Below are 21,830 nucleotides of genomic sequence, written 5' to 3'. Positions count from 1 at the left end.
GTGTGTTAAGTACAACGTGTAGCGCCGCGTCAGTTCAGGTAAGGGGACCAGGAAGGTTCTCTGACTTCGCCTTGTGCGGTAGGAAGCGGGAGCCTTACGCGTCCATTAATGGACACGAGCATCAAGACTCCCCGGCCCTGCTGGCGGGTGGCGTAGATTACCATGGTGCCGTTGGGCGCAACAGTAGGCGACTCGTCCAGAGTGCTATCAGTGAGGATTTTTACGCTTCCGCGCTGCAAATCCTGGGCCGCCACCTTGAAATTAGTGAAACCTTCCTGACGATGGATCATCACCAGGGTCTTTTCATCAGCCGAAAGCTTAGGGTTGGCGTTGTAGTTACCGATAAAGGTCACACGTTCCGCACCACCACCGCCTGCGCTGGTTTTGTAGATCTGCGGCTTGCCGCCACGGTCCGAAGTGAAGTAGATGGTCGAACCATCTTTACCCCAGAACGGTTCGGTGTTGATGCCAGGACCGTTAGTGACACGCGTGATCTGACGCGAACCCAGGTTCATCACGTAGATGTCCGGGTTGCCATCTTTCGACAGTACGAATGCCAGACGATTGCCATCAGGCGACCAGGCTGGCGCGCCATTCAGGCCTTCGAAGTTGGTGATCTGCTCACGGCGACCGGTGTCGATGTTCTGCATGAAGATACGCGGACGCTTCTGCTCGAACGACACATAAGCGATGCGCTTGCCGTCCGGTGCGAAACGCGGCGACAGGATCGGCTCGCGCGATTGCAGCAGGGTCACAGCACGGGCACCGTCATAGTCCGAACGTTGCAGCGTGTAGCGAGTGTTCTTCTCGGAGAAACGTTCGGCTGTCACGTACAACAGACGAGTCGAGAACGCACCTTTGATACCGGTAAGTTTTTCGAACGACTGGTCCGCAATATAGTGCGACATGTCGCGCAGTTGATCGACGCTGCCCGACACGCTGCCGGTCAGCACTTGCTGCTCGGTGGCGACGTTGAACAGTGCGTATTGGACCTGCAGACGACCGCCCGCAGGAGCAATGCTGCCGACCATGACGTACTGGGCACCCAGCGCCTTGAAGTCACGGAATATGATTTCGCTGGCCTGGCTTGGCTGGCTGATCATGTTCTGTTTAGGAATCGGCGAGTAGTAACCTGAGTTGCGCAGGTCGTTACCGATGATTTCGGCCATGTCGTCCGGCAGCACGCTGCCGCCCTGGTTGCCAAACGGAACGACTGCGATCGGGGTGGCCCGATCACTGCCGCTGGTGACCAGAATGTTTTTTTCATCGGCTGCCGCTATCCCTGCCATGCAGCAGATAACGACAAGCATTCCTCGAAGAAGGTTTCTCACAAGGCTAGATCCTCAGGTGTGAATGTCATCTTGAATGAACGATACGGAGCGAAATCGCTCGGCTTCATTCCCTGCATTTCTGTCAAACGTCCAATATTCTTCACCGCAGCTACAGCTGAAGCGTCAAACGGACCATCGCCACTGGACTTGGCCACGCTGACCGAAGTCAACGTACCGTCCGGCAACATGCCGATTTGCAACACGACTGTCATGCCTTTGCGGGCCGAAGGTGGACGAGCCCAACCTTCCGCTGCACGAGCACGGATCAGATCATCGAAACTACCGGCGACTTCGTCACCCTGCTCATCCGCCAAGGCCTGCTGACGCTGCGGCGTGTCGGAAAGCAAATCTGCCAGGGCCTGAGCCTTTTTGTCTTCGGCAGATTTACGTGCCGCTTCCTGCGATTTTTTCTTCGCAGCATCGGCAGCAGCTTTCTTCTTCGCGTCTTCGGCGACTTTCTTCTTCGCGTCTTCAGCTTCAGATTTCTTCTTGGCGTCTTCCGCGGCTTTCTTCTTCGCGTCTTCGACGATCTTTTTCTTCGCTTCTTCAGCGGCCGCTTTCTTGGCCTCTTCTTCAGCTGCTTTCTTGGCTTCTTCTTCAGATTTCTTCTTGGCTATATCAGCCAATTGTTTCTCTTCGGCCTTTTTGGCTTCGGCGGTCTTCTTCGCTTCATCGGCTTTCTTGGCTTCATCAGCCTTTTTTGCCTCTTCCGCTTTCTTCGTCTCGTCGGCCTTTTTGGATTCTTCGGCTTTTTGAGCCGCGTCTTCCTTCTTTTGTTCCGCGGCCTTGATCGCTTCCTGCTCGATCTTTTTCTGTTCCATCTGTTCGACTTCGGTCTGGCGCGCAGCGGATTTCTTCGCCTCACCCGCAATCTTCTGATTGGTCTGGGTGGTCGCCTGACTTTTCGATTTCAGTTGGTACAGGGTCGCCTGGACAATCGGCTTGGCCGGCGGCAGTTCGGGCGTGAAGGCGAAACTGACAAACAGCATGCCGAAAACCAGCACGTGCAAGACAAGCGCCCAGACACTAGGCCAGAAGTAGCTTTCCGAGGCGGACGGCTCTCGCATTTGCTGCATCAGGGTGCCTCGGTAATCAAGCCAACATTACCGACCCCGGCTTTCTGCAACCCGCCCATGGCGCCCATGACGGAACCGTAGTCGACGGTCTTGTCGCCGCGGATGAACACCTGGGTACGCTTGCCACCTTCAGTGCCGGCGCGAATGATTTTAGTCACGGCGTCAGTCATCTGCGGCAAGGTCATGGCCTTGTCCTGCTGCTTTTCGGTGTCGACTTCGCTGCCAAGGTTCCAGTAGTAGGTCTTGTCAGACTTGATCGAAATGGTCAGGACCTGGGTGTTGTTGTCCTGCGGCAAGGCTTCGCTGGAAACCTTGGGCAGATCAACTTTCACGCCCTGATTGAGCATCGGAGCGGTCACCATGAAGATGACCAGCAGCACCAACATCACGTCGATGTAAGGCACCACGTTCATCTCGGCAACCGGCTTGCGCTTTTTGCGAGCTCGAGCGATTAAAGCCATTGGAAATTACCTGCTTATTCTTCGCTGGTGTGCACTTTGCGGTGCAGGATCGCCTGGAATTCATCGGCGAAGGTGTAGTAACGGCCCAGCAGGGTTTCACTGCGAGCAGCAAAACGGTTGTAAGCGATAACGGCCGGGATGGCGGCGAACAGACCGATCGCAGTTGCAATCAGTGCCTCGGCGATACCAGGAGCCACAGTGGCCAGGGTTGCTTGTTGGGCAGTGGCCAGACCACGGAAGGAGTTCATGATCCCCCAGACGGTACCGAACAGACCGATGTACGGGCTGACGGAACCTACGGTCGCGAGGAACGGCAGGCTCTGCTCGAGCTTTTCTTCTTCGCGGGAAATGGCGACGCGCATGGCACGGGCCACGCCTTCCATGACCGCTTCCGGGTCAACGCCTGGCTGCTGGCGCAGACGGGAGAATTCCTTGAAACCGGCACGGAAGATCTGCTCGACGCCCGAATCCGGATCAGGGTTGCTGCCGGCCTGACGGTAGAGTTTTGACAGGTCGATACCCGACCAGAAGCGCTCTTCAAAGCTCTCCAGGGCACGTCGACCGGCGCGCAGCAGATTGCTGCGCTGAAAGATCATGATCCATGAGGTCACCGATGCGGCTACCAGGATCAGCATTACCAGTTGCACCACGATACTGGCATTGCTGACCAGGCTCCACATGGAGGAATGGTCGACGACGTTAGCTTCCACGCTTTATCTCCTGCTTTGAGTGTGTACCCGCGCCGCTCACGTCGGCAAAGGCCGCACGTAGAGCTTCGGGAATGGCCCGGGGTTTCAAACTGTTAGTGCGCACACAGGCCACCAAAAACTGCCCTTCGCAGAGCAGCGCATTATCCGTGGCTCGCCTGACCTGCTGTTTGAAGCGCAGGCTGACACGGTTCAATTCGATTACTTCAGCGCTTACCAGCAGCTCGTCATCCAGTCGCGCCGGCGCGTGGTAACGCGCTTCGCTGGAATGCACGACGAACAACAGGTCCTCACCTGCAAGCTGGGATTGGGCAAAGCCCAGCTCCCGGAGCCGCTCGGTTCGAGCCCGTTCCATAAACTTGAGGTAATTAACGTAATACACGATGCCGCCCGCATCGGTGTCCTCGTAATAAACGCGACAACGAAGTGCGAAAGGCTCAAGCCCGTTTTGCGCGCGCATACTCTAGTGCTTACTCCTCAGGTTGCCAATCCGACCAGGCAACTGTTTTTCATTGATTCACGGCTTTCTGGCGAAAGTACGGTCCTGGGACCGCACAAACCCCGAATAAATCAGCGCGCAAAGGTTATTAATCGTCCACGGCATCGAGGAACTCGTCTACCACGGGCATCTCACCCAATCGTGACGGGATGTTTAAACCGAAGTGCAGGTACGCATGCCGAGTCACCACTCGCCCCCGCGGCGTACGCATGATGTAGCCCTGCTGGATCAGGTACGGCTCCAGCACATCTTCAATAGTGTGGCGCTCTTCACTGATGGCTGCGGCGAGGCTATCGACCCCGACCGGCCCACCGTCGAACTTCTCGATCATGGTCAACAACAGACGTCGATCCTGATGATCGAAGCCGCGCTCGTCGACATCCAGCAGGTTCAGGGCCAGGTCGGCGATCGGTTTGGTGATGTGACCCTTGGCGCGAACTTCGGCAAAATCCCGAACCCGGCGCAACAAACGGTTGGCGATCCGCGGCGTACCACGGGCACGTCGGGCTATTTCGAAGGCGCCTTCCGGGTCCAGGGGCAAGCCGAGGATGTTAGCCGAACGACTGACAATCGTTGCCAGGTCAGCGGTGTTGTAGAACTCCAGGCGCTGGACGATCCCGAAACGGTCGCGCAGCGGATTGGTCAGCATCCCCGCGCGCGTCGTCGCACCGACCAGGGTGAACGGCGGCAGATCAAGCTTGATCGAGCGCGCGGCCGGCCCTTCGCCGATCATGATGTCGAGCTGGAAATCCTCCATGGCCGGGTACAGCACTTCTTCGACGATCGGTGAGAGCCGATGGATTTCGTCGATGAACAGCACGTCGTGTGGCTCAAGATTGGTCAGCAGCGCAGCCAGATCACCCGGGCGTTCAAGCACGGGGCCCGAGGTGCTCTTGATCGAGACCCCCATTTCCTGGGCGATGATGTTGGCCAGGGTAGTTTTACCCAGACCCGGCGGGCCGAAAATCAGCGTGTGATCCAGGGATTCATTGCGCCCACGGGCCGCCTGGATGAACAACTCCATTTGCTCGCGAACGGTCGGCTGGCCAATATACTCGGCCAGGCTGACAGGACGAATCGCCCGGTCCTGAACTTCCTCGCGATCACGAGGGCCAGGCGTGGCGGTAATCAGACGATCAGCTTCAATCACTTAAATCATTCCCTTCAGGGCACGACGAATCATGTCTTCACTGCTCAAACCTTTCTCCTTGATCGCAGAAATCGCCTTGCTGGCTTCCTGCGGCTTGTAGCCCAGAGAGATCAGCGCGCTGACCGCGTCATTTTCGGCGGTGGCGACCGGCGTCGTATCTGGCCCACCCGGCTGGTTTGGTACCAAAGCGAACATCGCCGGCACTGTTTCCCAGGCCTTGAAGCGATCCTTGAGTTCCACCAGCAAACGCTCGGCAGTCTTCTTGCCCACGCCCGGCACCTTGGTCAGCGCCGAGGTGTCCTGGGACTGCACGCAGCGGACCAGTTCATCGACTTCCAGGCTCGACATCAGGGCCAGGGCCAATTTCGGCCCCACACCATTGAGACGGATCAACTCGCGAAAAAAGTCTCGCTCGCGCTTGCCGAAGAAGCCATAGAGTAACTGCGCGTCTTCGCGTACGACCAAATGGGTGTGCAAGGTCAGCGGTTCACCGACCGACGGCAAGCGATACAGCGTGGTCATGGGCACTTCCAGCTCATACCCCAGACCGTTTACATCCAGAATCAGGTGCGGCGGCTGTTTCTCAGCCAGTGTGCCGCGCAAGCGTCCAATCACGTTTCAGATCCTTGAGCGTTGGCCAGATCAGTGCTGGCGACTGACAGAACAAGGGTTTTGCGCCGACGACACAGGCGCAAAACCCTCATTCCATAAAAAATGATTGCTGATGCTATCAGAGACGCAGGCGCCCGCCACGACTGCGTGCCGTACCCAGACCATGGGGCAACAGGCTGGAACGGGTGTGAGCATGGCAAATGGCAATGGCCAGGGCGTCCGAGGCATCGATTTGCGGCTTGCTGGTCAGTTTCAACATGTGCATGACCATCATCTGCACCTGCTCTTTATTCGCCGCGCCGGTCCCGGTCACCGCCTGCTTGACCTGGGTCGCGGTGTATTCAGCGATTTCCAGGCTTTCTTCCGCCCCGGCAACGATGGCTGCGCCGCGGGCCTGGCCAAGTTTCAGCGCAGAGTCGGCGTTGCGCGCCATGAAGACCTTTTCGATGCCCATGGTCACCGGGCCGTAGGTCTGGATGACTTCGCGCACGCCGCGATAGACGATTTGCAGGCGTTCATGCAGCTCGCCGGAACCTGTGCGAATGCAGCCCGACGCCACGTACACGCAACCACGCCCGGTATCACGCACCACGCCATAACCGGTAATGCGCGAACCGGGGTCGATACCAAGAATTAAAGTCATAACGCCTGCGGGTTCAGTAAAAGCACGGTATTCAATACACGAATAACAAATGTGGGAGCGAGCCTGCTCGCGAATGCGGTTTCATATTCAGCAACGATGTTGCCTGAAGATCCGCATTCGCGAGCAGGCTCGCTCCCACATTGAATCTTAGTCGCCCTTAACCGAGCTGTGCCGCTACCGCCTCTGGAATGTCCGCGTTGGAGTAGACGTTCTGCACGTCATCCAGGTCTTCAAGCATGTCGATCAGCTTGAGTACCTTCTCGGCGCCTTCCAGGTCGAGTTCGGCACTGGTGGTCGGCAGCATCACGATTTCCGCGTCATCACCTTTGAAACCGGCCGCTTCCAGCGCGTTACGCACGGAATAGAAACCGGCGAACGAGGTGAATACGTCGATGGAACCATCTTCGTGGGTCACCACGTCATCGGCATCGGCCTCCATCGCCGCTTCCATCAGCGCGTCTTCATCGACGCCCGGCGCGAAGGAAATTTGCCCTTTGCGCTCGAACAGATAGGCCACCGAACCGTCCGTACCGAGGTTGCCGCCGCACTTGCTGAACGCGTGGCGAACAGCGGCGGCGGTGCGATTGCGGTTGTCGGTCATGCACTCGACCATCACCGCCACGCCGCCCGGGCCGTAGCCTTCGTAGGTCAGCTCGACCATGTCGTCGGTGTCGGCGGCACCGGCGCCGCGGGCGACCGCGCGATCAATGATGTCACGGCTCATGTTTGCGCCAAGGGCCTTGTCCAGCGCCAGACGCAAACGCGGATTGGAACCGGGATCACTACCGCCCTGACGGGCAGCAACGGTCAGTTCACGAATCCACTTGGTGAAAATCTTGCCCTTCTTGGCATCCTGACGTTCTTTGCGGTGCTTGATGTTCGCCCACTTGGAATGACCCGCCATATCTCGCTCCGAATTCTCTTTGAAACATTGCCCGCCGCGCCATGACGCGCCAGCCGGCAAATAAAAATCTCGACCATTCTATAAAGAAAGGGCGCATCCGAAGATGCGCCCTTCTGGTCAGCCTTACTCAGCTTTAGGCGTTTCGCGCAGACGAATGTGCAGTTCGCGCAATGCCTTGGCATCTACCACACCTGGGGCCTGAGTCATGACGCAAGCGGCACTCTGGGTTTTCGGGAAGGCGATCACTTCACGGATCGACTGGGCGCCGGTCATCAGCATCACCAGACGGTCCAGACCGAAGGCCAGACCACCGTGCGGCGGCGCGCCGTATTTCAGGGCGTCGAGCAGGAAGCCGAATTTCTCTTCCTGTTCCGCTTCACTGATACCCAGCAGACGGAATACCGACTGTTGCATTTCCTTGCGGTGGATACGGATCGAACCGCCACCCAGCTCGGTGCCGTTCAGTACCATGTCGTAGGCACGGGACAGAGCGGTCGCCGGGTTGGCTTCCAGTTCTTCCGGGGTGCACTTCGGCGCGGTGAACGGGTGGTGCAAGGCGGTGAAGCTGCCGTCGTCGTTCTCTTCGAACATCGGGAAGTCGACAACCCACATCGGTGCCCACTCGCAGGTCAGCAGGTTCAGATCGTTACCGACCTTGATCCGCAGCGCGCCCAGGGCTTCGCTGACGATCTTGGCTTTGTCGGCACCGAAGAACACGATGTCGCCGTCAACCGCGCCAACGCGATCAAGGATCACATTGAGGTTGGCTTCAGGGATGTTCTTGACGATCGGCGATTGCAGACCTTCAACGCCTTTGGCGCGCTCGTTGACCTTGATGTACGCCAGGCCCTTGGCACCGTAGATGCCGACGAACTTGGTGTAGTCGTCGATCTGCTTGCGCGGCATGCTTGCCGCGCCTGGAACGCGTAGAGCGGCAACCCGGCATTTCGGGTCGTTGGCAGGGCCGCTGAACACCTTGAAGTCGACTTCCTTCAGTTGATCGGCAACGTCAACCAGTTCCAGCGGGTTACGCAGGTCCGGCTTGTCGGAACCGTAACGACGCATGGCCTCTTCGAAGGTCATGTGCGGGAAGTCGCCGAACTCCAGGTCCAGCACTTCCTTGAACAGGTTGCGGATCATTTGTTCGGTGATGCCCATGATCTCTTTTTCATCGAGGAAGCTGGTCTCGATGTCGATCTGGGTGAATTCCGGCTGACGGTCGGCACGCAGGTCTTCGTCGCGGAAACACTTGGCGATCTGGTAGTAACGGTCGAAGCCGGCGACCATCAGCAGCTGCTTGAACAGCTGTGGCGATTGCGGCAAGGCGAAGAAGCTACCTGCGTGAGTACGGCTCGGCACCAGATAGTCGCGAGCGCCTTCTGGCGTGGCGCGGGTCAGAATCGGCGTCTCGACATCGAGGAAGCCGTTCTCGTCCAGGAAGCGACGGATGCTGGTGGTCATGCGCGAACGCAGACGCAGCTTCTCGAGCATTTCCGGACGACGCAGGTCGATGAAGCGATAACGCAGGCGGGTTTCTTCGCCGACGTCGGAGAACTCGTTGAGCGGGAACGGCGGGGTTTCTGCTTCGTTCAATACTTCCAGCTCGTAGCCCAGCACTTCGATCATGCCCGACGCCATGTTGGCGTTGCCGGCACCGGCCGGACGCAGGCGGACCTTACCGGTGACCTTGACCACGTATTCGCTGCGCACGCGATCGGCGGCGGCGAAAGTTTCAGCGCGGTCCGGGTCGAACACCACCTGGGCCAGACCGTCACGATCACGGATATCGAGGAAAATCACCCCACCGTGGTCACGGCGACGGTGAACCCATCCGCAAAGGGTAATTTCCTGGCCTTCCAGGCTTTCGTTCAGTTGGCCGCAATAATGGCTGCGCATCATGGTAGTGGTTTCGCTTCTCGTAATTCGAAATTCGGTTGGAGACCTTGCTCATATCCGGCCCTTGTGAAAGGCGCCAGATGATGCAAAAGCTCGCACGTGTCGTTCAACTCAGGTTCAAGACCCTAGTCAGCTTTGTCGCCGCCGGCCAGATTCTTCTTGGAACCGGTCTTGAAATCGGTTTCGTACCAGCCGGTGCCGCTAAGGCGGAAGCCCGGCATGGACAGCATCTTCTTAAGCTCTGGCGCCTGGCAGGCAGGGCAGTCGACCAGCGGTGCTGCGCTGATCTTTTGAATGGCTTCCAACTGATGACCACAGGAAGCACATTGATAGTCGTACATCGGCATGGGGGTTGTCTCGGCGATCAGATTGCTACCGCACACGCTGGGTTTTGCGGCAAAGAGCGGGATTATATCCATTAAATGCGGCCTGTGCAGCCGTAAGACTGCACAGACCGACACTCTACCCATTCCACCCCTGTGGCGAAGGCATGGCGACGCAGCCGCCTTCCTTCAGGCTGTGCACGACACACACAACCCGCACCAGTCCGGTGAAGTTCTTGACCCCGCCGTGACGCAAATGCACCTCGCGGTCCACGTGGGACAACAGCGCACTGACCGTACAGCAGTTGACCTTGGCCATGTCCCCCAAAATATCCCAGTACACCTGTTCAAGCCGCAAGCAGGTGGCGAAGCCATTCAAACGCACCGACCGGGATAAAGGCTGCGCCAGGCCCATATCAAATTCGCTGACAAATGGATCAATCCTTATCTCCTTGACCGGACTGACCCTCCCCTCGCTTCTCCTGTCTTCGTAATCCATATCGTTGACACTCCTTTGCCATCCTTGCTTTTTTTATAAGAGCAACAAGCTGTTTCTCTATAAAAGCGCAGGCGCAAAGTTATATCCAGATGACTTTATGACCATCAACGTAGGATAAGCCAACAACTGAAGGGCGATCATGGAGACCGTCCTAGTCCAGTCAATTTCCTACACACCTAGGTGCAATATCATTCAATGGAAAGGTATTTAAAGTAACGAGAAGACAGGCCGCGAACAACACCCCAAGGGCGCCATCCGCGCACCAATTGTTACTGATCCAGTAGAGACCGCAGCATCCACGCGGTTTTCTCGTGGACCTGCATACGCTGGGTCAGAAGATCAGCCGTTGGCTCGTCACTGACCTTGTCGAGCAGTGGAAAAATCCCGCGCGCAGTACGCGTGACCGCCTCTTGCCCGTCGACCAGTTGCTTGATCATGTCTTCGGCGCTGGGCACGCCGACCTCTTCTTTAATAGAAGACAGTCGAGCATAAATGGAATAGGCGCCTGGCGCAGGAAACCCGAGGGCGCGAATGCGCTCGGCAATCGAATCGACGGCCAGGGCCAACTCGTTGTATTGCTCCTCGAACATCAGGTGCAAGGTCCGAAACATCGGACCGGTGACGTTCCAATGGAAGTTATGGGTTTTCAAATAAAGTACATAAGTGTCCGACAGCAGACGCGAAAGTCCGTCGACGATGGACTTGCGATCCTCTTCACTGATACCGATATCGATTGCCATGCGTTTCCCCTAAAGGTGATGAATTCATCCAACAGGTGCAGGAACACTCTAGCAAGCCTGCCGGTACCCCGCAGCCTCGGGTTCTCCGGTGACCTGCGACAAATCGACCCTCAGGGCACCGCTGGACTGGCTGATTTGAGTAGCCGCAGGCTTTGCTGTTAAATAGGCAGTGTGTCGCTACCGCCTATTTTCCGGGGGCTGCGCATAGGCTGATACCGGGTACGTGTCCAACGCCTCTTATTTGTTCTGAAGCGAACCGTGCTCACTCAGCTCTTCCTTGTGATCCGTCTTAACGTGAGTTATCAAAATGTTGAAAATTGTCCACCTGCTAATGGGCGCAGCAGCCTTGCTGCTGTCCTTCATCCCTAGCCTGCGATCCGAAGCCGTACCTTACCTGCAACAACCCGATGCGCTGTACCTGGCCTTTTTCGGCCTGCTCAACCTCACCCTCGCTCCTGTTATCCCCTACTGGAACAAAGGCCCGCGCCATCAACTGCAAAACCTGGTCAGCGCCCTGCTGGTTCTGACCGTCGTCCTGCAAACCCTGACGCTGATCGCGCCGATGCCTGTCATTGCCGGTCAACCTGCCGTTCTGTTCAGCCTGGTCGCTGCCCTGATTGCCGTTCTTCTGCACCTGGCCATCAGCTTCTACAAATCTTCACCGGCCGCCGCCTCGCCAAGCTACGACATGAGCAACCGTGATACCGGCACCGTCAAGTGGTTCAACACCTCCAAAGGCTTCGGCTTTATTTCCCGTGATTCCGGCGACGATATCTTCGTGCATTTCCGGGCCATTCGTGGCGAAGGGCATCGCGTCCTGGTCGAAGGCCAGCGTGTGGAGTTCTCTGTCATGAACCGTGACAAAGGCCTGCAAGCCGAAGATGTGATCGCCGCACTGCCGCGTCGCTGATCCAAGGCTAAAAAAAACCGCGAACAGCCTGGCTGTTCGCGGTTTTTTATTGCCCGTCTGTTGGTCACACTCAGTAATGCGGCGGTGGCGCTTCTTCTTCAAACGTCTCGAACTGGCCGGCCATTTCCTCTTGCCGCTTGAGCAATGCGGCCATTTGCAGTTGCAGACGTTCAACTGCGCGCTGCTGCGTCGCCAGCACATCACTCAATGCCTGGATGGTGTCATCCTGAAACGCCAACTGGCTCTCCAGATCGGTAACGCGTTCTTCCAGGCTCATGATTCAACCCTCCAGAAACTTAAAATCATCGGTCAATACCAGGCGCAACCGCTCGCGAATCAACGCGATCTGCTCTGAACCATAAGGCTTGGCTGGGTGTTTACCCCAGACCGGCGCCGGCCAGGCGGCGTCCTCGCGCTTGCGCACAATTACATGCATGTGTAACTGACTGACGACGTTACCCAAAGCCGCGACATTCAACTTGTCCGCGTCAAACGAGTCCTTGAGCATTTCCGCCAGTGCGGTTGTTTCCTGCCACAGCTGCTGTTGATCTGCGACATCCAACTGAAATATCTCACTGATATCGTCGCGACGTGGCACCAGAATAAACCAGGGGTAGTTCGAATCATTGGACAGCAGCAACCGGCAGAGTGGGAAATCCCCGATCGGTAACGTGTCTTGTTGAAGCCGTGGATCTAAAGCGAACACTGCGCGCACTCCCGCCTGGTCATCATTTTTCAGCTTAGCGTCCATCCCGAGAGACGGCGCACCAAGCGACAGGGCGGCAGCATACCTGCGAACGCCGCTGGCTTCACGACGAACCAGTGTCGAAGCCGTCCCAGGAACCTACAAACGACCGGACACGCGCCCCGACATGAGTCGTTTTCGATCAGGACGCACCATTACAGAACCAGCAGCCACACAAAAAACACCGAACTGACTGATAAACAATGACGCGTTCGAATTTGGCAAACGGCCGCACTGTATGAATTCAGTACAGAGATTAAAATTTTTTGCACCAAAACTGCACAGTGCGTCTACGCTGAGTCGGTCAGGCATCCGCCATTTACTCACTGGCGGGGTGAACCGGTAACGTTTTGGGTTGTCATGCAGTCGCACACAAGGGTGCAACACGATGCAAACCATGGCGTCAAGCCCGAACAAAACGTGCTTGAACACCCCGGTTTTATGAGGTTTTTACAGCGACAGGCAGGCTTTCAGAAAAAAAACCAGCAGGATTCTGATTTGTGCACGCTTGTTGCATTCACACCCATATCGCCTCTAAAGCGTCCGCTGGAAGTGGAAGCTTTAAGGCAAATAAAAACAGTGGCAGGGTTGCCCGATGGAGATTCAAACGTTTCACCAAGGACTCTTTTTACCGATGCCCAAGCCCTGAAAAACAACGCTAAAAGTTGTCAGCCCGCTTGCATCGATGCTGTAAATTTGCGACATCTACCAAGCCGTTTGCGACAGGGTCGTAAAGAAGCTGAAAGGTTAGATACGCAAGTATCGCCAACATGGTCGGCGTGATATAAGTTTGCGCCGACACAAAAAGAAAGAGCCGCCCAGATAATAAATCAGGTGGGACGGCAGTACTCTTCTAAAAACCAAAGGAGCAAATCACGATGCGCGTGATGAAGTGGAGCATGATCGCACTGGCTGTTTCGGCCAGTACTTCGCAGTTCGCAATGGCGTCCTCTCAAGAGGAATCCAAGGGCTTTTTTGAAGATCAGAGCCTGAATGTTCATAGCCGTATGCTGTACATGAACCGTGATTTCAAAAACAACCCTAGCACTTCGCAAAGTTATCGCGAAGAGACTGGCCTCGGCGTACGTACCACGTACGAGTCGGGCTTCACTCAGGGCACCGTAGGTTTCGGTGTGGATGCCTTGGTCAATGCCATGGTCAAACTGGACAGTGGCCGTGGCCGCACCGGTAATGGCATGTTCGGTCGTGATAGCGAAGGCCGGCCAGAAGACACCCAATCCAAGGCTGGCGGTGCAGTTAAGTTCCGTCTGTCCGACACTGTCCTGAAATATGGTAACCAATACGTTGCCAGCCCTGTCTTCTCCACAGACGACAGCCGGCTGCTGCCAGAAGTTGCTACCGGCACCATCATCACCAGTAAAGAAATCAAAGGGCTGGAGCTGAGCGCCGGTCGTTTCACCGCTCTGAGTTCGCAGACTGGCATGGGCCGCGACACCATCAACGGACCGCACAACCCAGGCCTGACCAGTGCCAATATTGCCGGCGCTACCTACCAGTTCACCGACAATTTTGTAGCTGGCGTGGCTGCTTCCGATGTAGATGACTACTTCAAGAAGCAATACGTCAACGCCAACTACACCCTGCCGATCAACGAAGATCAGTCCCTGAACTTCGACTTCAACGGCTATCGCTCCAAGAGCCAGGGTCAAGAACTGAGCGGCAATGTTGACAACCGCATCTGGTCCCTCGCAGCTGCCTATAGCATCGGCGCTCACAAGTTCACCGTGGCTCACCAGCGCTCTACCGGTGACACAGGTTATGTTTACGGCGTTGACGGCGGCGGCACTATCTTCCTCGCCAACTCCATCCAATACTCCGACTTCAACGGCCAAGATGAACGTTCCTGGCAGGCTCGCTACGACCTGAACATGAAAAGCTATGGCGTTCCTGGCCTGAGCTTCATGACTCGTTACGTCCGGGGTGACAACATCACCACTGGCGCCGAAGAAGGTAAAGAACACGAGTTCGACTTCGAAACCAAGTACGTTATGCAAAGCGGTCCAGCCAAAGACCTGTCTTTCCGCCTGCGTAGCGCGATCTACCGTACAAACTCCTCTTATAACGCCATCAACGGCAACGACAACAACGACTTCCGCTTCATCGTCGAATACCCACTGAGCATCTTGTAATTTCTCAGCGGTAGTTCGATAGCTTCAAATCTGCAATAACAAAAAACCGCTCACCTGATCCAGGTGAGCGGTTTTTTTTGCATCTGGTTCCCTAAAGACTTATTCGCCACTTAGTTGCATAGCAACCTAACAATAAAAAGCTGACCAAACCGCTAAGAAGCGTTATTGCGCAGCTCGTTCGTGGAGCATACGGATAACTCGCTGCGGAAACGGGATATCGATACCAGCCGTCTTCAAGCGATCACGGGACTGTTCGTTGAACATGAACATCACATCCCAGTAATCCGCTGTCTTGACCCACACCCGCAGAGAAACAGTGATCGAACTATCACCCAGTGTCGAAATCACTGCCTGAGGTGCCGGGTCAGCCAAAACGCGCTCATCTTTGGCCAGGTCCAGCAAAACTTGACGGGCCTTTTGCAGGTCCGCTTCGTAATCAACGCCCACATCAAACACAACCTTGCGCGTCGGTTGACGGTTAGTGTTGGTGATGATGCCGTTCGACAGGTTGCCGTTCGGCACGATGATGGTTTTGTTATCGCCGGTGCGCAGGACGGTGTGGAAGATCTGGATGCTGTCGACAGTACCGGCAACACCTTGGGCTTCGATCCAGTCACCAATGCGAAACGGGCGGAACAACAGAATCAGCACGCCACCGGCGAAGTTCGCCAGGCTGCCCTGCAACGCCAGACCGATAGCCAGACCTGCCGCACCGATGGCTGCGACGAACGAAGTGGTTTCCACCCCGATCATTGATGCCACGCTGACGATCAACAGAACCTTGAGAATAATGTTCGCCAGGCTACTGATGAATCCTTGCAGCGCGAGGTCGGCGTTACGCAGCGCCAACAGTCCACCGAGCTTCTGCGCCACCTTGTTGATCAGCCACCAGCCGATGGCCAGGGTGATCACCGCCAGCAGCACGCGGCTGCCGTACTCCATGATCATCGGAATCCAGGCTTGAGACGCCTTGACCAGGTTGTCCACTTCAGTATTCAAATCCATCTACATTCTCCTGGGTTAAGCACAATCCGGGTGGGAGCGAGACCGGCTTGCCGGCGAAGAGGGCATATCAGTCGAAATCACTATTGAATGACACACCGCTTTCGCGAGCAGGCTCGCTCCCACAGGGTTCCCGCCTGAAAGGTCAGTCGCGGAAGTTGTTGAACTGCAGCGGCATATCGAACGTCTTGGCGCGCAGGGCCGCGATGGCTTCCTGCAAATCGTCACGCTTCTTGCCGGTGATCCGCACTTGCTCGCCTTGAATGGCGGCCTGAACCTTTAGTTTGGCGTCTTTGACATGAGCGACGATTTTCTTCGCCAGCTCTTTGTCGATGCCTTCCTTGAGGACCGCTTCCTGCTTCATCAGCTTGCCCGACGCATAGGCATCCTTGACTTCAAGGCACTGCACGTCGATTTTGCGCTTGACCAGGGCCAGCTTGAGGATCTCAATCATCGCTTCGAGCTGGAAATCGGCTTCAGCGGTCAGGTTGACGGTCAGGTCCTTTTCCTTGAACTCGAAGGTGCCTTTGCCTTTCAGGTCATAACGACGATCGAGTTCCTTGACGGCGTTCTCGACCGCGTTGGTGACTTCGTGTTTGTCCAGTTCGGATACCACGTCGAACGACGGCATGTAATCTCTCCAATAAAAGGGCATGCTCGATCACGATGGAGCACGCCTGGCTTGCGGTTAAAATCCGCGCTGATTATAACGGGTCTTTCCCATCATTCACTGCGAGCCTCCCATGCGCGCGATAAACAGAGCAAAAAGCTGATGTCCACCACTTGGCATGTTCTGGGCGCCGGCAGCCTTGGCACCTTATGGGCTACTCGACTGGCGCGGGCCGGCGTGCCGGTCAAGCTGATCGTGCGGGACGCTGCCCGCTTGCAGGCGTATGAGGCGGCGGGTGGGCTGACGCTGGTCGAACACGGTAAAGCGAAGTGCTATCCGGTGCCCGCCGAGACACCCGACAACAGTGAACCGATCAACCGTCTGCTGGTGGCGTGTAAAGCCTACGATGCCGAGAAAGCCGTGGCCCAACTGGCACCGCGCCTGGCCCCCGACGCCGAACTGATCCTGTTGCAGAACGGTCTTGGCAGCCAGGACGCCGTCGCCACGCAGGTGCCGCAGGCACGCTGTATTTGCGCGTCGAGCACCGAAGGCGCCTTTCGCGATGGCGACTGGCGCGTGGTGTTCGCCGGTCACGGTTACACCTGGCTGGGGGATGCCGGACATCCCGTGGCGCCGATCTGGCTGGATGACGTGAGCGCCGCCGGTATTCCCCACGAGTGGAGCACCGACATTCTGACCCGGCTGTGGCGAAAACTGGCGCTCAACTGTGCGATCAATCCGCTGACCGTGCTGCACGATTGCCGTAATGGCGGTTTACAGGAACACCACTGCGAAGTCGCCACCCTTTGCGGCGAATTGACCGAGTTGCTTGAGCGGTGCGGTCAACCGGCAGCGGCCGAGGACCTTCAACAGGAAGTCGAGCGGGTGATTCACGCGACCGCCGCCAACTACTCTTCGATGTACCAGGACGTCGCGAACCAGCGCCGCACCGAAATCAGCTATCTATTGGGTCATGCCTGCAAAGTCGCCGCGAGGCATCAACTCAACCTGCCCCACCTCAATCAACTTGAGCAAAGGTTGATCACCCATCTGCACAGCCTTGGATTGCCCAGCGACTGAGCAGCGGCTACGCTGGCCACTTGTTCCTTTTCAGCGATGAACCTGATGCCATTGCGCCAGCGCCTTGAAAACCTTCCGGTCGGCCAGAAATTGCTGGCCGCCCTGTTGGTGCTGTTGACCACCGTCCTGCTGGTCGCCAACCTGACCTTTATCAGCGCCGCGTACTACATCTCCCAGGAAAGCATGGCACCTCAGGCCTTGCAGACCATCGGCCGCCTGGTGTCCAACCCCAGCCTGGTGTCCGAAGCCTTGCAGTCACCGCAAAGCGCCGAACGCCTGCTCAATGAGCTCAACAGCTATTCACCGTTGCGCGCGGCGGCCCTTTATGACGGCAAGGGCGAGCGTCTGGCGCAGTTGCAGCATGGCGAAAATCTGAACCTGCCAACGCGTTACCGGCACATTGAATCCTGGCAAGCCACGGAGTTTCGCAGCAATCAAATCATCACCCTGCCCCGCCCCGGCACCGCGCCCGGCCACCTGTTACTGGTCGCCAGCAGCGAACTGCCGATGGCGTTCTACACCGGGACCCTTACAGCCAGTCTCGGGATTCTGATCTTCAGTGTGTTGCTGTGGCTGGTGATTGCCCGGCAGATCAAACGCCTGATTACCCGACCGATCCACCAGCTCGAAGAACTGTCCCGGCAAGTGACCCGGGAAGAGAACTACGCCCTGCGCGCCTCCCGCGGCAACCATGACGAAATCGGCAGCCTCGCCGAGGCATTCAACACCATGCTCTCGCGGATCGAGGCCCGTGAGCAGCAACTCAAGCGGGCCCGGGACGACTCCCAGGCGGCGTATGACCAGGCTCAGGGCCTGGCCGAAGAAACCCGCCATACCAATCGCAAACTGGAACTCGAAGTTCAGGTGCGCAGCAAGATCGAGAAGAAGCTCACCGGTTTCCAGAACTACCTCAACAGCATCATCGATTCCATGCCCTCGGCGCTGATTGCCCTTGATGAACAGCTCTACGTGACGCAGTGGAATCAGGAGGCCAGCGCCCTGTCTGGCACGCGCCTCGACGAAGCCCTGAACCAGCCTATTTTTCTCGCTTTCGAACCGCTCAAGCCGTTTCTGCCGCAACTCAAGCAAACCGTCGAGCAGCATACGGTGGCCAAGATCGAGCGTGTCACCTGGTTCAAGGACGAAGAACCCAAGCACTACGCCCTGACGTTCTACCCGCTGATGGGCGGTGCCGGGCGCGGTGTGGTAATCCGGATCGACGACATCACTCAGCGCCTGTCCCTGGAAGAAATGATGGTGCAGTCGGAAAAAATGCTCTCGGTCGGTGGCCTTGCCGCGGGTATGGCCCACGAGATCAACAACCCGTTAGGCGCGATCCTGCACAACGTGCAGAACATTCGCCGACGCCTTTCGCCTGATCTGCCGAAGAATCTCGAACAAGCCGAGCAAACCGGGATCGCGCTGGAAACGGTCAACAAATACCTGCAAGCGCGCGAAGTGCCGCAGTTGCTCGACGGCATTCAACAGGCTGGCGCCCGGGCGGCAAAGATTGTCACGCACATGCTCAGTTTCAGTCGCCGCAGTACCCGGCAAATGGCCCCCTGCGACCTGCCGGCGCTGATCGATCAGGCGGTGGAAATCGCCGGCAACGACTTCGACCTGGCGATCGGTTTCGACTTCAAGGGTCAGGCGATCATTCGCCAGTTCGATCCAGCGTTGGGCCCGGTGCCCGGGACCGCCAACGAACTGGAGCAAGTGCTGCTCAATCTGCTGAAAAACGCCGCTCAGGCGATCCACCAACGTGAAGACGACCACGAGCCGGGACGGATCATTCTGCGCACCAAGCTGAATCCGCCGTGGGCGGAAATCCAGGTGGAGGACAACGGCATCGGCATGAGCGAGAGCGTGCGCAAACGCACCTTCGAGCCGTTCTTCACCACCAAGGAAATCGGTCAGGGCACCGGCCTTGGCCTGTCGGTCTCGTATTTCATCATTACCAACAACCACAAGGGTCAGATGGAAGTGCAATCGACCCTGGGCCAAGGCACGTGTTTCACCTTGCGCCTGCCCTTGGCGGGCACCCCGCTCGTCTCTCAAGAACTCAATCAGCTATCGAGGTAACCATGGGCTTTCGCTTGTCGAAGATTTACACCCGCACCGGCGACAAAGGCGAAACCGGGCTGGGCGACGGCCGCCGCGTGCCCAAGGACCATCCGCGGATCGAAGCCATTGGCGAAGTCGATACGCTGAACAGTCAGGTGGGTGTGCTATTGGCCGGGTTGGCGGCGGAAAGTGGTACCTATCCAGGATTGAACGAGGTGATCGAGGTTTTGGCGCCTTGCCAGCATCGGTTGTTCGACTTGGGTGGTGAACTGGCGATGCCGGTGTATCAGGCACTGAACACGGCAGAAGTCGAACGTCTGGAAGCGGCGATTGATGTGTGGAATGAAGAACTGGGGCCGCTGGAGAATTTCATTCTGCCGGGTGGTTCGGCATTGATTGCCCAGGCCCATGTGTGCAGAAGCCTGGCGCGCAGTGCCGAGCGACGGTGTCAGCATTTGAACGCTGTCGAACCGTTGGCCGGGGTTGGGTTGGCGTATATCAATCGGTTGTCGGACTTGTTGTTTGTGGTGGCGCGGTTGATTGCCAAGCGGCAAGGGATTGCCGAGATACTTTGGCAGCCGGCGGCGAAACCTGGGGTTTAACCTGGTAGAAAATTGTCGTCTGTCAGGCCCTCATCGTCGGAACGCCGCCCGGAGCCAGCTCGCTCCCACAGTGGATCTTCTGTGAACACAAGATTTGTGAACACCAAAGATCAATTGTGGGAGCGAGCTGGCTCCGGGCGGCGTTCCGACGATGAGGCCAGTAAACTCAACGCAGGATCAGGCTTCAGGCCAGAACGCCCGAATCCCCGCCGCACCCTGTGCGCCCGCGCCCCAGGCTTTCTGAAGATCCGCCGGGCCAACACCACCGAGCAGGAACACCGGTTTGCTGAAACCTTCGATCAACGCGCAAGCCTGTTCCCAACCCAGCGGCTGAGCCCCCGGATGAGTCAGGGTCGGTTGCACCGGTGACAGGGTCACAAAATCCACCCCCATCTGCTCGGCCAACGCAAGCTCTTCAGCGTTATGGCAGGACGCCGCCAGCCAGCGCGACGCCGGTAACGGGCGGCCAGCCGCCGCGTATTTGCGCAGTTGCGCGGAGGTGATGTGCCAACCGGCAGACGGGAAATCTCCCAGCCATTCGAACGGCCCCTTGATCATCAACTGCGCCTTGCCAGCACACAGCCCCGCCGCGTCCACCGCCAGATCGCGGTACTTCGGATCGTAGCCGTTGGGTGCCCGTAACTGGATCAGCTTGATGCCGCCAGCAATGGCTTTTTGAATACCGCGTAGCAAGGCCGGGGTTTCCAGGTCTTCGGGGGTGATTAGGTATTCAGCAGGCAAACGTGCTGCAGCGACAATCGGCTGGTTGGCCGCCGGGAACTCGTAGTTCAGCAGATCGCGGGGCGCGACCCATTCCAACGGCTGGCCTTCGGCGCCGTGTGGTTCGCCGGTAAAGGCCGACACTTCCCAAACGTCCAGCAACACTTGCTTGTCCGGGTAATCGTGCCGGACCTTGATCAGCGGGCGAGCCGCGTTGACCACGATGCCCAACTCTTCATGGAGCTCGCGAGCCAGGGCGGTTTCGACGGATTCGTCGGCCTCGACCTTGCCACCGGGAAATTCCCACAGGCCACCCTGATGCTGGGTGTCGGCACGGCGGGCAATGAGGATCTTGCCACTGCTATCACGGATAACAGCGGCGGCTACGTGGACTCGTTTCACCGCTCTACCTCCTCCAGACCTGCCTTCCGCCACGCCTTGAAGGCTGGCCATTGGTAGATGGTTTCGACGTAGGCCGCGTCCGCTGCGGGCAGCCTCACCTGATAGGTGCGCAGGCGCACGGCGATTGGTGCGAAGAAGGCATCGGCCAAGGTCGCGCCGCCAAACAGGAAGGGACCGGTTTCGGTGGCGGCGGCGCGGCACTCGGCCCACAACGCCAACATACGCTCAATGTCGGCCTGGACGTCAGCCGGTGTCGGCGACAGCGCAGCGTCGTGGCTCAGGTCGAATGGCATGTTGCCGCGCATGGCGAAGAAGCCGCTGTGCATCTGCGCGCAGGCCGAACGGGCCTGGGCGCGGGCGACGGTGTCTTTGGGCCAGAGGCCCGCGTCGGGGAACTGCTCTGCCAGATACTCGGCAATCGCCAGGGAGTCGGCGATGGTGCCGTGTTCGGTTTTCAACAGCGGGACTTTCGCGGTCGGCGAGTGCTTGAGCAGACGCTCACGCGTATCCGGCTGGTTCAGCTTGATCAGTTCTTCGGTGTAAGGGGCGCCGGCCAGGTCGAGGGCCAACGCGCCGCGCAGGGACCAGGAGGAAATCAGTTTGTCGCCGATGATCAGGTGAAGGCTCATGTTCGGGACCTTTTGGTGGAGGGAACAAGCCAGTCTATGCAGTGACTGACAGACCGTCATCGCAAGCAAGCTCGC

25 protein-coding genes are annotated in these 21,830 nt (G+C 57.7%); 6 read left to right on the top strand and 19 right to left on the bottom strand.

Going from position 1 to position 21,830, the window contains the following annotated elements; all coding sequences use genetic code 11:
* Positions 1–29: 29 nt before the first annotated feature.
* The 13 genes from tolB to ACA056_RS06020 all read right to left on the bottom strand — a co-directional run bounded on the left by tolB (position 30) and on the right by ACA056_RS06020 (position 10,841).
* Positions 30–1,310 (bottom strand): Tol-Pal system beta propeller repeat protein TolB, encoded by a 1,281-nt coding sequence (gene tolB, locus ACA056_RS06080; protein WP_166675809.1) that lies wholly within the window; start codon positions 1,308–1,310, stop codon positions 30–32.
* A 17-nt stretch (positions 1,311–1,327) separates the two neighbouring features.
* Positions 1,328–2,407 carry a cell envelope integrity protein TolA gene (gene tolA, locus ACA056_RS06075; protein ID WP_348127402.1) on the bottom strand — a complete coding sequence of 360 codons (1,080 nt, stop codon included), beginning with the start codon at positions 2,405–2,407 and terminating at the stop codon, positions 1,328–1,330.
* On the bottom strand, positions 2,407–2,859 hold the full coding sequence (gene tolR, locus ACA056_RS06070) for a protein TolR (protein ID WP_162556275.1): 453 nt from the start codon (positions 2,857–2,859) through the stop codon (positions 2,407–2,409). Before tolR ends, tolA begins: the two co-directional genes overlap by 1 nt.
* 23 nt (positions 2,860–2,882) lie before the next feature.
* On the bottom strand, positions 2,883–3,578 hold the full coding sequence (tolQ, locus tag ACA056_RS06065) for a protein TolQ (protein WP_008147369.1): 696 nt from the start codon (positions 3,576–3,578) through the stop codon (positions 2,883–2,885).
* A complete protein-coding gene (gene ybgC / locus ACA056_RS06060; protein ID WP_008147372.1) occupies positions 3,568–4,035 on the bottom strand; it encodes a tol-pal system-associated acyl-CoA thioesterase in 468 nt (155 codons plus the stop codon). The genes tolQ and ybgC overlap by 11 nt, the downstream gene beginning before the upstream one ends.
* Before the next feature lie 127 nt (positions 4,036–4,162).
* Positions 4,163–5,224 carry a Holliday junction branch migration DNA helicase RuvB gene (gene ruvB, locus ACA056_RS06055; RefSeq protein ID WP_046049660.1) on the bottom strand — a complete coding sequence of 354 codons (1,062 nt, stop codon included), beginning with the start codon at positions 5,222–5,224 and terminating at the stop codon, positions 4,163–4,165.
* On the bottom strand, positions 5,225–5,839 hold the full coding sequence (ruvA, locus tag ACA056_RS06050; RefSeq protein ID WP_046049661.1) for a Holliday junction branch migration protein RuvA: 615 nt from the start codon (positions 5,837–5,839) through the stop codon (positions 5,225–5,227).
* Positions 5,840–5,954: 115 nt separating this feature from the next.
* Positions 5,955–6,479 (bottom strand): crossover junction endodeoxyribonuclease RuvC, encoded by a 525-nt coding sequence (gene ruvC, locus ACA056_RS06045; protein ID WP_008147379.1) that lies wholly within the window; start codon positions 6,477–6,479, stop codon positions 5,955–5,957.
* 157 nt (positions 6,480–6,636) lie between these two features.
* Positions 6,637–7,383: a YebC/PmpR family DNA-binding transcriptional regulator gene (locus ACA056_RS06040; protein WP_149628447.1), complete on the bottom strand. Its 747-nt coding sequence runs from the start codon at positions 7,381–7,383 to the stop codon at positions 6,637–6,639.
* Between the two features lie 123 nt (positions 7,384–7,506).
* Complete coding sequence (aspS, locus tag ACA056_RS06035; protein ID WP_497271227.1) at positions 7,507–9,282, bottom strand: aspartate--tRNA ligase; 1,776 nt, start codon at positions 9,280–9,282, stop codon at positions 7,507–7,509.
* A gap of 122 nt (positions 9,283–9,404) precedes the next feature.
* A complete protein-coding gene (locus ACA056_RS06030) occupies positions 9,405–9,626 on the bottom strand; it encodes an FmdB family zinc ribbon protein (RefSeq protein ID WP_010457489.1) in 222 nt (73 codons plus the stop codon).
* A gap of 115 nt (positions 9,627–9,741) precedes the next feature.
* Complete coding sequence (locus ACA056_RS06025; RefSeq protein ID WP_497271225.1) at positions 9,742–10,101, bottom strand: ribbon-helix-helix domain-containing protein; 360 nt, start codon at positions 10,099–10,101, stop codon at positions 9,742–9,744.
* A 269-nt stretch (positions 10,102–10,370) separates the two neighbouring features.
* Complete coding sequence (locus ACA056_RS06020) at positions 10,371–10,841, bottom strand: Dps family protein (RefSeq protein ID WP_140676806.1); 471 nt, start codon at positions 10,839–10,841, stop codon at positions 10,371–10,373.
* A 307-nt stretch (positions 10,842–11,148) separates the two neighbouring features.
* Between ACA056_RS06020 and ACA056_RS06015 the strand changes: the two genes are divergently transcribed.
* On the top strand, positions 11,149–11,751 hold the full coding sequence (locus ACA056_RS06015) for a cold-shock protein (RefSeq protein ID WP_008147390.1): 603 nt from the start codon (positions 11,149–11,151) through the stop codon (positions 11,749–11,751).
* 70 nt (positions 11,752–11,821) lie between these two features.
* Here ACA056_RS06015 and ACA056_RS06010 read toward each other — a convergent pair whose 3' ends face one another.
* Together ACA056_RS06010 and ACA056_RS06005 are read right to left on the bottom strand one after the other, a co-directional pair.
* Positions 11,822–12,028, bottom strand: a complete 207-nt coding sequence (locus ACA056_RS06010) for a SlyX family protein (RefSeq protein ID WP_008029236.1) — start codon at positions 12,026–12,028, stop codon at positions 11,822–11,824.
* A 3-nt stretch (positions 12,029–12,031) separates the two neighbouring features.
* The gene (locus tag ACA056_RS06005; RefSeq protein ID WP_497273497.1) at positions 12,032–12,457 is read right to left on the bottom strand and encodes an HIT domain-containing protein; all 426 of its coding nucleotides are present in this window, start codon (positions 12,455–12,457) and stop codon (positions 12,032–12,034) included.
* A gap of 399 nt (positions 12,458–12,856) precedes the next feature.
* Here ACA056_RS06005 and ACA056_RS06000 point away from each other — a divergent pair, with 399 nt between their 5' ends.
* Both ACA056_RS06000 and ACA056_RS05995 read left to right on the top strand, forming a co-directional pair.
* Positions 12,857–13,279: a hypothetical protein gene (locus tag ACA056_RS06000; RefSeq protein ID WP_497271222.1), complete on the top strand. Its 423-nt coding sequence runs from the start codon at positions 12,857–12,859 to the stop codon at positions 13,277–13,279.
* 95 nt (positions 13,280–13,374) lie between these two features.
* On the top strand, positions 13,375–14,646 hold the full coding sequence (locus ACA056_RS05995) for an OprD family porin (protein ID WP_497271220.1): 1,272 nt from the start codon (positions 13,375–13,377) through the stop codon (positions 14,644–14,646).
* Positions 14,647–14,808: 162 nt separating this feature from the next.
* Here the strand turns inward: ACA056_RS05995 and ACA056_RS05990 are convergent, their stop codons facing one another.
* The gene (locus ACA056_RS05990; protein WP_497271218.1) at positions 14,809–15,651 is read right to left on the bottom strand and encodes a mechanosensitive ion channel family protein; all 843 of its coding nucleotides are present in this window, start codon (positions 15,649–15,651) and stop codon (positions 14,809–14,811) included.
* A gap of 142 nt (positions 15,652–15,793) precedes the next feature.
* Complete coding sequence (locus ACA056_RS05985) at positions 15,794–16,279, bottom strand: YajQ family cyclic di-GMP-binding protein (RefSeq protein ID WP_007906601.1); 486 nt, start codon at positions 16,277–16,279, stop codon at positions 15,794–15,796.
* 141 nt (positions 16,280–16,420) lie between these two features.
* On the opposite strand from ACA056_RS05985, the gene ACA056_RS05980 reads away from it, so the two are divergent.
* From ACA056_RS05980 to ACA056_RS05970, 3 genes are read left to right on the top strand one after another with little or no spacing between them, the layout of a single operon-like run.
* Positions 16,421–17,338, top strand: a complete 918-nt coding sequence (locus tag ACA056_RS05980; RefSeq protein WP_497271215.1) for a putative 2-dehydropantoate 2-reductase — start codon at positions 16,421–16,423, stop codon at positions 17,336–17,338.
* A gap of 45 nt (positions 17,339–17,383) precedes the next feature.
* Complete coding sequence (locus ACA056_RS05975) at positions 17,384–19,420, top strand: sensor histidine kinase (protein ID WP_497271213.1); 2,037 nt, start codon at positions 17,384–17,386, stop codon at positions 19,418–19,420.
* A gap of 2 nt (positions 19,421–19,422) precedes the next feature.
* Positions 19,423–20,004, top strand: a complete 582-nt coding sequence (locus tag ACA056_RS05970; protein ID WP_462004307.1) for a cob(I)yrinic acid a,c-diamide adenosyltransferase — start codon at positions 19,423–19,425, stop codon at positions 20,002–20,004.
* A 177-nt stretch (positions 20,005–20,181) separates the two neighbouring features.
* Here the strand turns inward: ACA056_RS05970 and ACA056_RS05965 are convergent, their stop codons facing one another.
* Entirely contained in the window at positions 20,182–21,126 is a 945-nt protein-coding gene (locus ACA056_RS05965) for a Nudix family hydrolase (protein ID WP_497271211.1), read from the bottom strand.
* Entirely contained in the window at positions 21,123–21,755 is a 633-nt protein-coding gene (locus ACA056_RS05960; protein WP_497271209.1) for a glutathione S-transferase family protein, read from the bottom strand. The genes ACA056_RS05965 and ACA056_RS05960 overlap by 4 nt, the downstream gene beginning before the upstream one ends.
* Positions 21,756–21,830 lie beyond the last annotated feature (75 nt).

Source organism: Pseudomonas sp. LBUM1666 (genome assembly GCF_059695775.1).
Note: the sequence above shows the minus strand (reverse complement) of the source record. Positions and strands in the feature narration are given on the sequence as shown.